Source organism: Bacillus sp. GW821-FHT01G09 (assembly GCF_059422205.1).
Map to the genome: position 1 here is coordinate 295,811 of NZ_JBWKWL010000004.1, position 12,565 is coordinate 308,375.

Annotated in this window: 15 protein-coding genes; 1 reads left to right on the plus strand and 14 read right to left on the minus strand. The window is 44.5% G+C overall.

All coding sequences use genetic code 11. From position 1 onward, the window contains the following. Window positions 1-40 precede the first annotated feature (40 nt). Window positions 41-913, plus strand: a complete 873-nt coding sequence (locus AC07VD_RS15090) for a DUF1002 domain-containing protein (protein ID WP_014480169.1) — start codon at window positions 41-43, stop codon at window positions 911-913. Window positions 914-942: 29 nt separating this feature from the next. Here AC07VD_RS15090 and lysA read toward each other — a convergent pair whose 3' ends face one another. The 14 genes from lysA to deoB form a co-directional block, all read right to left on the minus strand. Continuing rightward, window positions 943-2,262 (minus strand): diaminopimelate decarboxylase, encoded by a 1,320-nt coding sequence (lysA, locus tag AC07VD_RS15095; protein WP_129092866.1) that lies wholly within the window; start codon window positions 2,260-2,262, stop codon window positions 943-945. Between the two features lie 105 nt (window positions 2,263-2,367). After that, complete coding sequence (gene spoVAF / locus AC07VD_RS15100; RefSeq protein WP_003230471.1) at window positions 2,368-3,849, minus strand: spore germination protein SpoVAF; 1,482 nt, start codon at window positions 3,847-3,849, stop codon at window positions 2,368-2,370. After that, a complete protein-coding gene (gene spoVAEA / locus AC07VD_RS15105; RefSeq protein ID WP_003230469.1) occupies window positions 3,800-4,411 on the minus strand; it encodes a stage V sporulation protein SpoVABEA in 612 nt (203 codons plus the stop codon). The genes spoVAF and spoVAEA overlap by 50 nt, the downstream gene beginning before the upstream one ends. Before the next feature lie 7 nt (window positions 4,412-4,418). Beyond that, entirely contained in the window at window positions 4,419-4,769 is a 351-nt protein-coding gene (gene spoVAE, locus AC07VD_RS15110; RefSeq protein WP_003230467.1) for a stage V sporulation protein AE, read from the minus strand. Between the two features lies 1 nt (window position 4,770). Then, a complete protein-coding gene (spoVAD, locus tag AC07VD_RS15115; RefSeq protein WP_003230465.1) occupies window positions 4,771-5,787 on the minus strand; it encodes a stage V sporulation protein AD in 1,017 nt (338 codons plus the stop codon). Between the two features lie 12 nt (window positions 5,788-5,799). Then, a complete protein-coding gene (spoVAC, locus tag AC07VD_RS15120) occupies window positions 5,800-6,252 on the minus strand; it encodes a stage V sporulation protein AC (protein WP_003223947.1) in 453 nt (150 codons plus the stop codon). Window positions 6,253-6,264: 12 nt separating this feature from the next. Then, entirely contained in the window at window positions 6,265-6,690 is a 426-nt protein-coding gene (gene spoVAB, locus AC07VD_RS15125) for a stage V sporulation protein SpoVAB (protein ID WP_003230463.1), read from the minus strand. Next, the gene (spoVAA, locus tag AC07VD_RS15130) at window positions 6,680-7,300 is read right to left on the minus strand and encodes a stage V sporulation protein SpoVAA (RefSeq protein WP_212130248.1); all 621 of its coding nucleotides are present in this window, start codon (window positions 7,298-7,300) and stop codon (window positions 6,680-6,682) included. Before spoVAA ends, spoVAB begins: the two co-directional genes overlap by 11 nt. Before the next feature lie 126 nt (window positions 7,301-7,426). After that, complete coding sequence (gene sigF / locus AC07VD_RS15135) at window positions 7,427-8,194, minus strand: RNA polymerase sporulation sigma factor SigF (protein WP_494721818.1); 768 nt, start codon at window positions 8,192-8,194, stop codon at window positions 7,427-7,429. An 11-nt stretch (window positions 8,195-8,205) separates the two neighbouring features. After that, entirely contained in the window at window positions 8,206-8,646 is a 441-nt protein-coding gene (spoIIAB, locus tag AC07VD_RS15140) for an anti-sigma F factor (RefSeq protein WP_014477237.1), read from the minus strand. Further along, entirely contained in the window at window positions 8,643-8,996 is a 354-nt protein-coding gene (gene spoIIAA, locus AC07VD_RS15145; RefSeq protein WP_004398633.1) for an anti-sigma F factor antagonist, read from the minus strand. The genes spoIIAB and spoIIAA overlap by 4 nt, the downstream gene beginning before the upstream one ends. A gap of 95 nt (window positions 8,997-9,091) precedes the next feature. Further along, window positions 9,092-10,261, minus strand: a complete 1,170-nt coding sequence (gene dacF, locus AC07VD_RS15150; protein WP_024572758.1) for a D-alanyl-D-alanine carboxypeptidase DacF — start codon at window positions 10,259-10,261, stop codon at window positions 9,092-9,094. 154 nt (window positions 10,262-10,415) lie between these two features. Beyond that, window positions 10,416-11,231 (minus strand): purine nucleoside phosphorylase I, inosine and guanosine-specific, encoded by an 816-nt coding sequence (locus AC07VD_RS15155; RefSeq protein ID WP_015714207.1) that lies wholly within the window; start codon window positions 11,229-11,231, stop codon window positions 10,416-10,418. 12 nt (window positions 11,232-11,243) lie between these two features. Beyond that, on the minus strand, window positions 11,244-12,428 hold the full coding sequence (gene deoB, locus AC07VD_RS15160) for a phosphopentomutase (RefSeq protein WP_163189996.1): 1,185 nt from the start codon (window positions 12,426-12,428) through the stop codon (window positions 11,244-11,246). Window positions 12,429-12,565: the final 137 nt, after the last annotated feature.

Below are 12,565 nucleotides of genomic sequence, written 5' to 3' on the forward strand. Positions count from 1 at the left end.
CTATCCAGCTGCTTGTGAAATTGAAGGAGGTCAAACTGCTTTGAAGAAAATTTGGATTGGAATGCTGGCAGCGGCCGTTTTGCTGCTGACGGTTCCGAAGGTCAGTCTCGCGGATGCCGCAGTTGGAGATGTCATTGTAACACTTGGTGCTGATTTGTCAGAATCCGACAAACAAAAAGTGCTTGATGAAATGAATGTCCCTGATAATGCCACAACGGTAACCGTGACCAATAAGGAAGAACATGAATATTTAGGAAAATATATATCGAACGCGCAAATCGGATCGAGAGCGATTTCTTCATCGTCAATCACCATTGCCAAAAAAGGCTCCGGATTGAATGTTGAGACCCATAATATCAGCGGCATCACAGATGAAATGTACCTGAATGCACTGATGACAGCCGGTGTTAAAGATGCGAAGGTGTATGTTACAGCACCGTTTGAAGTATCCGGGACTGCGGCTTTAACTGGATTGATTAAGGCGTATGAAGTTTCTTCAGACGAAGCGATCTCGGAGGATGTTAAGCAGGTCGCCAACCAAGAGCTTGTCACGACATCAGAGCTTGGAGACAAAATCGGTAACGAAAATGCGGCAGCCCTGATTGCAAAAATCAAAGAAGAGTTTGCTAAAAACGGGGTGCCTGATAATAAAGCTGACATCGAAAAACAAGTGGATGACGCAGCTTCTGATTTAAACGTCACACTTACTGACAGCCAAAAGAACCAGCTTGTCTCCCTATTCAATAAGATGAAAAACGCTGACATTGACTGGGGACAGGTCAGTGACCAGCTAGATAAAGCGAAAGATAAGATTACGAAATTCATAGAATCAGATGAAGGCAAAAACTTCATCCAGAAAGTCATTGATTTCTTCGTATCTATCTGGAATGCGATTGTATCTATATTCAAATAAGAAAAGCGCCGAAAAATCGGCGCTTTCTTTTATTGCTTTACACTCGTTTTAAATGGCAGATCAAGTTTTACAATATCTTCGTATGTTTCTCGCTTCACGACTAAATGAGCCTCACCGTTTTCGACAAATACAACGGCGGGTCTCGGAATACGGTTATAATTGTTGGCCATGCTGTATCCATAAGCGCCTGTACAAAAAACGGCAAGAAGATCGCCTTCTTTTACTTCCGGCAGGTCAATATCCCAAATCAGCATATCTCCGCTTTCACAGCACTTTCCGGCAATTGATACCGTTTTGTCATGCGCTTCTCCGATCCTGTTGGCTGCCGCAGCTTCATATTTAGCTTGGTAAAGCGCAGGACGAATATTGTCGTTCATGCCTCCGTCTACTGCCACATACTGGCGGACACCCGGCACTTCTTTTTGAGAGCCAACCGTATAAAGAGTTGTGCCTGCGTCTCCCACGAGAGAACGGCCCGGTTCGATCCAAATTTCCGGGATGTCAAAACCGTAACGGGAAGCATTTTCTTTCACAGCTTCGATAATTTTTTCAACGTATTCAGTGGCATGAAGCGGTTCATCGTCTTCCGTATAACGAATGCCGAAACCTCCTCCAAGATTCAGCACCTTGGATACAAATGAATATGAATCTCTCCACTCGTCTAGTTTTTTGAAGATTTTTTCCGCTGCTAACACAAAACCGGCCGTATCAAAGATTTGCGATCCGATATGGCAATGGACACCCAGCAGCTGAATGTGTTCCGATTGTAATACTTGTTCGATGGCCCGTTCAGTTTGTCCGTTATGAAGATCGAAACCAAACTTTGAATCTTCCTGGCCCGTTGTAATGTAGTCATGCGTATGCGCTTCTACTCCGGGCGTGATCCGAAGAAGAACATCGATGGAGTGACCCGTTTCTTTACATAGGTCTTCAAGAAGCGCAATTTCATAGAAATTATCCACCACAATACAGCCGATGCGGTGCTCAAGCGCCATGCGCAGTTCTTCCCTGCTCTTATTGTTTCCATGAAAGTGGATGCGTTCTGCCGGAAAGCCTGCCGCAACAGCCGTATATAGCTCTCCTCCGGATACGACATCTAAAGAAAGTCCCTCTTCCTCAGCGAGCTGAATCATTGCGACTGATGAGAATGCTTTGCTCGCATATGCCACCTGTGCTTTCAGCCCTGCAGAAATAAACGCCTGTTTAAAGCTTTTAGCACGCTCACGTATTAAAGCCACATCATATACGTAAAGAGGTGTACCATATTTCTCCGCTAAATAGAGAGCATCCACACCTCCGATTTCTAAATGACCATGTTGATTTTGTCTGCTTGTGCCGTGTAAGAACAATGTCATTCCCTCTTTCTCCGCTTATGGATGAAAGGACAGTTTTATGGACTGTCCCTTCATAATTAAGACATACATTATCATACTCTTCAGTCAGTTTCAATGCGATTATGAATTGGTAGGCTGTCTTAAGCGATTTTTGGGGTGAACGATACTGGGTCTTACTTTTGCGCCAGGTTTCGCTGTGCGGACAAGAACCTGCCACAGCGCCTTTCCGTTAAAGGGAATCAGCGGCCATAAGTACGGTGTCTGAAGGGATTTGATGCTTGCCATGGCAATAATTAGCACTGTAAATCCGATGACGAGCCCTTTTATATGAAATAAGGCAACGAGTATCATGAGGACAAGACGGCTCATTTTGTTTGCCAAGCTTAATTCATAACTAGGCGTCGTAAAGGTTCCAATCGCCGCAAGTGAGACGTACAGAATCACCTCAGGCGAAAAAAGGCCGACCTCAATCGCAATCTGCCCGATCAGAACAGCGGCAATTAAACCCATTGCTGTCGATAAAGCCGTCGGTGTGTGAATGGCAGCCATTCTGAGAAACTCGATTCCTAAGTCAGCTAAAAATATCTGCAGGATGATCGGGATATGCGTATCTTTATTTAAACCGATAAATTTCATATTGTCCGGGAGCAGATCAGGCTGAAGCACAAAGAGAAACCAAATCGGAAGAAATAAAGTAGAAGCAAGAATACCGAAAAATCTTACCCACCTTAAAAAGGTCCCGACTGAAGGCGCCTGCCTATATTCTTCAGCATGCTGCACATGGTGAAATAAAGTCGTCGGGGTAATGATCACACTCGGCGATGTGTCCACTATAATGATAACATGGCCTTCTAGAACATGATTTGCGGCCACATCCGGTCTTTCTGTATAGCGCACGAGCGGAAAAGGATTATAGCTTTGATTAACAATGAATTCCTCGACAGTTTTGTCTGCCATTGTTAATCCATCGACATCAATGGATGCAATTTCTTTTTCTACGATCTCAACCAAATCCGGATCAGCTATATCTTCAATATAACAAATGCTTAAATCCGTCTTTGACCGCTCACCAACTTTCGTCATCTTGACTCGAAGGCGTTCGTCTCTGATCCGCCTTCTGAGAAGGGCCGTATTGACGACGATATTTTCAACAAATCCGTCTCTGGCTCCTCTGACTACCTTTTCCGTATCAGGTTCTTCCGGGTTTCTGCCCGGATAGCTTCTGACGTCAATTATAAATGCGAAACCTGCACCTTCAACAATGACAGCGACGAGCCCGGACAGCACTTGGTCGGTGGTTTCATCCAAGGTTTTTACTTTTTCGACCTGGGCGTTAAGCAGCCTGTTTTCGACGATGTCGACCAGCTCATCAGGGTCTTCTTTCCGATTGTTAATGGCAACAAGTTCTCTCATTAAATGAATAATATAGGCTGTATCGCATAATCCATTTAGATAGTAAAGCTGGATCTCTTTATCTAAAATCGTGAGCTTGCGAACACCTACATCATAGCTCGTCCCCATCCCGACACGGTTTTTGAAATACTCTTCATTTTTAGCTGGATTCCGATAAACCCGAATTTTCTCTTCCTTGTGGTCCGGCATGATACCCGCTCCTTTCTAAAATAAACTCGACCGCTTTCATGGTGATTGGCGACCCTTTTGAGATATCGTCTTTTCTGCCCATTTTGCCGATATCCCCGATACCGACAATAAGCGGGAGATCAAGTTTATCAAGGCAATAGACTGTATCTCCACTCATTCTGTGGTCATCAAATTCCCTTTCCCCGACTTTATCGACGCCGTATTCAGTTATTTCTCCATTGCGGTCAATGCTTACATCGACCCTGGTCCATTCAGCCTGATGTGTTTTTGACGCGACCGCAATCACACCGAGCACTTCAATAGACGGATGGGTTGCGACATAGGTCAGAGCGGCTTCTCCCGGACCCTCTCCTTGAAGGCCGGAGTCGTCAAACATGACAAATACAGGATCATACGGTGCTGAGGCGATCAGCTTGACAAGCTCGGCGCCGCTGCGGGTGGAAGGATTCCCTTTTGATTGTGAAATACATCGACCTCCCACTTTGCTTGCGGCGTATTCAATTGTTTTAGCGGCATAAACATCCCCGTCTGTTACCAGTATGACCTTGCGTTTTGTCGTCATGTCAGCATTATCCTTTCGGTTTGAAAATAACAGCTACGATAAAGGCGAAAAGAATAGCGGCTGAGATACCGGCCGAGGTCAGCTCAAAAATCCCCATGCCGATTCCTATAAATCCGTGTATATGCGCCTGATGCATAGCACCGTGCAGAAGACTGTGACCGAAGCTGACGATCGGAACGGTGGCGCCTCCTCCGGCAAATTCAATAAATTTATCGTAAATGCCGAAACCATCTAATATTGCACCGATTACAACAAATGATGTCATGACATGAGCTGGCGTCAATTTAAAAATATCCAAGAGCAGCTGGCCGACGATACAAATGGCCCCGCCGCATACAAAAGCCAAAAGGTAGTCCATGTTAAGATGCACCTCCTGCACGCTCAAATACAACCCCGTGGGCGATAGTCGGAATGGTTTCTTTTTGCTGGATCATCGTCGGGCTTAACAGCGCCCCGGTCGCCACGACAAATACACGGTTTAATTTTCCTTCTCTCAGCTGCTTAAAAATATGAGAGTAGGTGACAACCGCTGAACAAGCACAGCCACTCCCCCCGGCAAAGACCTGCTGATCCGGAGTGTAAATCAGAAGCCCGCAATCATCATGCTTTGTGCCGACTGGATATCCATCTTCTTTTAAGATGTCTTTTACGATTGGAGAACCGACGCCTGACAGGTCACCTGTCAGGATTAGATCATAATCATCCGCTGTCCGGTTGAGATCTTTAAAGTGCTGCTTAATCGTATCAGCTGCAGCCGGAGCCATAGCCGATCCCATATCAAAAGGATCTGTAATTCCTAAATCAGAAACCTTTCCGACAGTCGCACTTGTGATTTGGATATCACCCGGTGTCTGACTGATGACAACTGCACCGCTTCCGGTTACAGTGGAGGTAGCAGTGTCCGGTTTTTGGCCTCCGTATTCTGTCGGATAGCGAAACTGTCTTTCCGCAGTTGCATTGTGACTGCTGGTGGCAGCGAGTGCCCTTTTGGCAAACCCGCCATCAACTAAGGCTGATGCGACAGCCACTGTTTCCATTGATGTTGAACAGGCGCCAAACATACAAAGAAATGGGATTTTCAAGTGTCTTGCCACATAGTTAGCCGTCACGTTTTGGTTCAGCAAGTCGCCTGCCAGCAATAGGTCAATATCATCTTTTGTCAGATTGTTTTTTTGAAGCGCAACATTAACAGCGTCTTCCATGAGCTGCCGTTCCGCCATTTCCCAGCTTTTTTGATTACAATGCATTTCGTCATAGGTTTTATCAAATAAAGAGCCGAGCGGTCCGTCTTTTTCCTTTGGTCCTGCTGCCGTTCCCGCTGAGTTGACAAATATGGGATGTTCAAATACCCAGGTTTGCTTTCCTGTTAATTTCATTTTCTTCTCCTCCTATGACATCAGTTTCTCAAAAGCAAACCGAATCATTCCAACGATGTATGCAGCTACAACTCCGAAAACAATAACATTTCCTGCCAGTTTAAACATATTTGTCGCTACTCCAAGCACTAATCCTTCGCTTTTATATTCAAGAGCCGCGCTTGCCATACTGTTGGCAAAACCTGTGACAGGTACGGCTGAACCTGCGCCTGCGAATTGTCCGATTCTGTCATAGATGCCGAACCCTGTAAGCAGGGCAGAAATTAATATCAGCGTTGCAGCTGTTGGATTCCCCGCAGTTTTTTCATTGAAATCAAAAAAATGGATATAAAAATTTTGCAGACCTTGCCCGATTGCACAAATCAGTCCGCCCACTAAAAAGGCTTTTACACAGTTCCAGACGTAAGGCGGCTTAGGCTGATATGTTTTCACTTTTGATTTGTAATTTTCTTTTATGTTTGTCATCTTGAAACCTCCTTATGAATGGTCAATAAAGTACAGCCAATGAAATAAGGATCCCGCGATTTTCCCAATCACGATGGCCATTAAAAGAATAATGATTTTACTTCTGAGCCCGATTCGTTTTGCCAAAATTGGCAGGACATTTAAAACCTCTGTAAGAGCAGCCGCTAGCATCCCGACGAACAAACCTGCCAGAAGCCCGACCGGCACAGCTATCCATTTTGTTAGATAAAGATGATTCATATGAAGCGTCTCCCATCCCCCGCAAACCGCGCCAAGAATAACAGCCGCTTCATAAGCCTGAACAAATCTCATTGTTTTGGTGAGCTGCATCAGCCGCGGAATGATTCCCATTACGGTTAAAAAAGCAACGAAACCCGCCCCCACCGTTATGCCTCCGCCGAGCCCGACAAAAATAATGAACAATACACTAACGATCATGCAGATCCTTTATGGTTTCTTGATTCTCATGCATGGCCACATATTGATCGAGATCAAGCTGATAGTTAAACATCTCAACCTCCAGCGGGCTGGGCTCTTCATTTAGGCGCTTTTTAAATATGTGGTTAAAAAACACGATCATCCCCAGTCCCAAACCGATGCTGTATGGGATTTGAAGCAAATATGGATAGTCATTCCTCTCTCCGGTTATGATTTCATATAGTGCGATATGAACATCTCTCATGCTTACATCCTCATGAAAGTTCATGATGGCAAGACACGATCCAATAAACAGAAGCAGCCAGACACCGATAAATAGAACCGTTGATAAATTTCGCTTTCGATATTGAATTTCAACAATGGTTTCTGCTCCGCCTACGGTTTGAACATCAAGTGTCGGATCTTGTAAATGAATGGCTCTGAGGACTTGTATGATATCCAGAATTACGATATTTTTATCTTTTTCGCTCACCTGATAAAGCGGCATAACCGAAAGTTTCTTTTTCAGCTGAAGCTGCCCTTCTATTTGCGCGGCATCTCCAACGGTAATAATATCCCCTGGATGTGCCAGCACCCGGTGGCGAAGCCGGATAAATATTCGTCGTTCCATCATTGATCACCATCTTTCGGTGGTTATATATGTAGTATGTGGTTCGATTTTGTTCTCATTCATCCGCTCGAAAAGACCATAAATTACCACGCTTTTGCACATAAAAAAGCTAGCCTGCACTGCAGACTAGCCATCCGTATGATCCATTTGAACCTTGATCTGTTTTAATATTTTCTTTTCAAGCCTGGAAACCTGCACCTGAGAGATCCCGAGCCGCTCAGCCACCTCAGACTGTGTCTGGTCTTTATAATATCTGAGATAGACGATTAATTTTTCCCTTTCCTCCAAATCGCTGATCGCTTCTTTCAGCGCAATTTTGTCAAACCATTTTTCTTCTGAGTTGTCAGCGATTTGATCAAGCAGGGTAATCGGATCTCCGTCATTTTCATAAACGGTTTCGTGAATCGAAGATGGAGCCCTTACCGCCTCTTGGGCCAGTACAACATCCTCAGCTTCAATCTCCAAATGGTCAGCGATCTCCTGCACCGTCGGCACTCTTCCCAGTGTTTTCGAAAGCTCATCCTTCGCACGCCGGATTTTGTTTCCAAGCTCTTTTAATGACCGTGATACCTTTACAGTTCCGTCATCACGGATAAATCGCTGGATTTCTCCGATAATCATCGGCACTGCATACGTTGAAAAACGCACATCATAGGTTAAATCAAATTTGTCAACAGATTTTAACAGCCCGATGCAGCCGATCTGGAAGAGATCGTCAGGCTCATATCCTCTGTTTAAAAACCGCTGTACGACAGACCAAACAAGACGCATGTTTTTTTCTATGAGGAGGTCTCTTGCCTGCTGGTCGCCATTTTGGCTTTGTTTGATTAATTCCTTTACTTCATGATCTTTCAGCTGAGTGTTTTTGCCGTTTTTCTTAACCTCCACATCCATAACAAATCTCCTTAATTACAAAGCGCTTTGCTTTTTGATAAGTGCTTTGTTAAGCGAATCGTTGTTCCCATTTCAGGCGATGAATCGATACTGACATCATCCATGAAATTTTCCATAATGGTAAAGCCCATTCCAGAGCGCTCAAGCTCAGGCTTAGTCGTAAATAGAGGCTGACGGGCTTCTTCAAGATCTGTAATGCCTAAGCCTTCATCACGAATAGTCATATATACGACATGATCTTCCAGCGTCACTGAAATGTAAACTTTCCCTTCACAGTTCTCTTCATATCCATGGATAATCGCATTCGTGACAGCCTCTGACACGACTGTTTTGATTTCAGTCAGTTCATCCATTGTCGGGTCCAGCTGAGCTATAAATGAAGCAACTGTCACACGGGCGAACGATTCATTCTGACTGAGGGCAGAAAACTCAATGTGCATTTCATTTTTCATGATGCCACCCCCAGTGTCAGGAGCGCCTGCTGTTCAGATTGTTCAAATCGGATAATTTTAAACAGACCCGACATATCAAACAACCGCTTCACCGCAGGAGAGATAGCGCAAACGACCATTTCCCCGCCAATTTGCTTAATTTGCTTGTATCTTCCTAAAATAACGCCAAGCCCCGAGCTGTCCATAAAGGAAAGGTCCTCCAAGTTCAGCACGATATGGCGAATATCATCCTTCTCCAATGATTGAGTCACTTTTTGCTTCAGGGTTTCAGCCGTATGGTGATCGAGTTCGCCTGTTAATCGAATACAAAGCACAGATTCTTTGACATTCATGTCAATTCCAAGGCTCATGCTCATTCCTCCTTGATATGATCGGATAATGAGTGTTTCGATTTCGACGGAATGAATTCCTTCACCGTGACAAAACTAGTGGTCATTCGGCATAATTACTTAAATTTTGTCCAGTCTCCCATCGTCCGCTTCAAGAATGTGATAAACCCGGCTTTCTTCATATCTTCTTTTGCAGCAACAGGACTTTCAGCGAGTACTTCTCCATCCTTTTTCAGAACTAGAGTGCCAAGCTCTTGGCCTTTTTGAATCGGAGCACTAATATTGTCCTTCATCTTGATTTCTTTTTTCACATCGTTCATATCCTCGCCTTTTTTCGTCAATATTGAAATCGGCTCAGATGTAGAGAGTTCGATCAATTTTTGTTTCCCTTTTTTGACCTTTACTTTTGCTACTGTTTCATTTCGTTTATATAAAGGATGCGTTTCATACTGGCTAAAGGCGAAGTCAAGCATTTTTGTCACTTGCGCGTTTCTTTCTTTAGGCGTGCTCGCTCCGAATACAACCGCTATGGCCCGCATGTTTCCTTTTTTTGCCGAAGCAGTCAGACAATATTTCGCTTCGCCTGTATAGCCTGTTTTTACGCCGTCTACACCAGGATAAAATTTGATAAGGCGATTTGTATTGACAAGCCAAAACTTTTTATCTGTATTTTCACGAAGGTAATCTTCATACGTGCCGGTAAACTTCGTAATTGATTCGTATTTCAATAATTCCTTAGCCATGATTGCCATGTCATAAGCAGAGCTGTAATGTCCTTCCTCGGTCAATCCGGTCGGGTTTTTGAAGGATGTATTTTTCAATCCCAGCTCTTTTGCTTTTTTGTTCATTTTCTGAACAAATTCTTCTTCAGAGCCGGAAATAAATTCAGCCATGGCTACAGAAGCGTCATTTCCCGAAGCGATTGCGATACCCTTCAGCATTTCTTTGACAGTCATTTCTTCGCCGGGCTCAAGGAAGATCTGTGAGCCGCCCATTGACGCCGCATGCTCGCTTGTACGGACCTTATCACTCATTTTGATTTTGCCTTTATCTAAAGCTTCCATAATCAAAAGCATCGTCATAATTTTCGTCATGCTTGCAGGCGCCAGTCTCTCATTGCTGTTCTTGTTGTAAAGCACTTTTCCTGTGTCACGTTCTATCAGCACCGCAGACTTCGCTTCATGAGCAAGCTCCGATGTACGTTTTCCGTCTTGTTTTGCAAATGCAGACGGTGCAAATGTAAGCAGCATTATACCAATCAACAAAGTGGATAAAAGACGTTTCATCTCAAAAGCCCTCCATTTCATAATCCTTTTTATTTTTTCCAAGCGGGATGGTTTTATACGCCACTGATGGAAAATGTTTCGAATTTTGGGCATAAAAAAAGACAGCTGTGTGATATCAGTCACAGCTGTCTTTTGGTCCTGCATTGATTCATATTTATTCGTACTGAGCGACGATCGCTTTAACAAGCTTCAAGAATCCAGCTTTTACTTTTTCGGTCACTTCCATAACTTCATCGTGACTTAAAGGCTGATCCAGAATTCCGGCTGCCGCGTTAGAGATGCAGGAAATGCCAAGAACCCGCATTCCCGCATGATTCGCCACAATGACTTCCGGAACAGTAGACATGCCGACAGCATCAGAGCCCATCGTTCTTAAGAAACGGACTTCTGCCGGTGTTTCGTAAGAAGGTCCTGTCACAGCAGTGTACACGCCTTTTTGAATTGGGATATTAAGATCTCTCGCAATCTTTTCAGCCAGGCTGGACAGATCTTTATCATAGGCTGAAGACATATCTGGAAATCTGGCGCCGAAATCAGCTTCGTTTGGCCCGATTAACGGGTTTGTTCCCATAAAGTTGATATGATCGGTAATAATCATTAAGTCTCCCGCACGGAATTCAGTGTTGACACCGCCTGCGGCATTTGTCACGATCAACGCTTCCACACCGAGCGCTTTCATCACGCGTACAGGGAATGTGACTTTCTCCATTGAGTAGCCTTCATAAAAATGAAAGCGGCCCTGCATTGCAATGACGGAAACTCCTTCAAGAGTGCCAAGCACAAGTTGTCCGGCATGCCCTTCAACAGTAGATACCGGGAATTCAGGTATGTCTTCATATTTCAGCTTGACCGGATTTTCGATTTCGTCAGCCAAAATGCCAAGACCTGAGCCTAAAATAAGGCCGATCTTCGGAGATTCCGGCAGGTTTTGTTTAATAAAAGCTGCTGCGCGTTCAATTCTGTCCTTCAAGAAACAGTCCCCCTATTGTAATAAAGATAAAAAGCTTTTCCCGTATTTCGGTTTATTCGTTTGGAAATTATCAGCGATCGTTGCGCCAATATCAGCAAATGTATCTGCAAGCGGCAGCATTTGCGCTTTCTTATGTTTTTTGCTGTAAGCGAGAATCGGCACATACTCGCGTGTATGGTCAGTCCCATGATGAATCGGATCATTGCCGTGGTCGGCTGTAATAATTAACAGATCGTCTTCTCTCATTTTTTCAAACACTTCCGGAAGCCGCGCATCAAATTCTTCAAGCGCGCGTCCGTAGCCTTCAGGGTCACGGCGGTGTCCGAATAACGCGTCAAAATCAACAAGGTTCGCAAAGCTCAGACCCGTAAAGTCTTCTCCCAGCGTATCGATCACCTTGTCCATTCCGTCCATATTGGAAACCGTTCTGCGTGAAGAAGTAATGCCTTCTCCGTCGTAAATATCAGAGATTTTACCGATTGAAATCACATCTAAGCCGCTGTCTTTCAATTCATTCATGACAGTGCGATCAAACGGTTTAAGGGCATAATCATGGCGGTTTGGCGTCCGTTTGAATTGACCCGGCTCTCCGACGAACGGCCGTGCAATAATGCGGCCAACCATATATTTCGGATCAAGCGTCAGCTCTCTCGCCGTTTCGCAAATGCGATACAGCTCCTCAAGCGGCACAACCTCTTCGTGAGCGGCAATTTGCAGAACAGAGTCAGCAGACGTGTAAACAATTAAAGCCCCTGTCTCCATGTGCTCCTGACCAAGCTCATCCAAAATCGCTGTGCCGGAAGCCGGCTTGTTTCCAATAATTTTGCGGCCAGATCTCTTTTCCAGCTCTTGAAGCAATTCATCAGGAAAGCCTTCCGGGAACACTTTAAATGGTTTATCAATGTATAAACCCATAATCTCCCAATGGCCGGTCATCGTATCTTTGCCGTTTGACGCTTCTTGCATTTTTCCATAATACGCAAGCGGATGTTCTGTTTTTTCTATACCTTTGATATCTTCGATAAGACCAAGGCCGAGCTTTGCCATATTCGGCATATGTAATCCGTTCATATGCTCGGCAATATGACCGAGCGTATGAGCGCCTTCGTCATTAAAGTCAGCGGCATCCGGCGCTTCGCCGATTCCGACTGAGTCCATCACAATTAAAAACACACGATTATATTTGTATGCAGGCATCTTGAAAGCCTCCTTTTTTTCTATACGTCTATTGTATCGCTAAGAGGTCTGACAACTCAAGTATAAACCGTTTTCATTCCCGTTGACAATGCATTTGGAAATAATGAGAAACTTCAATATTTTCTGTCGCTCTAAAC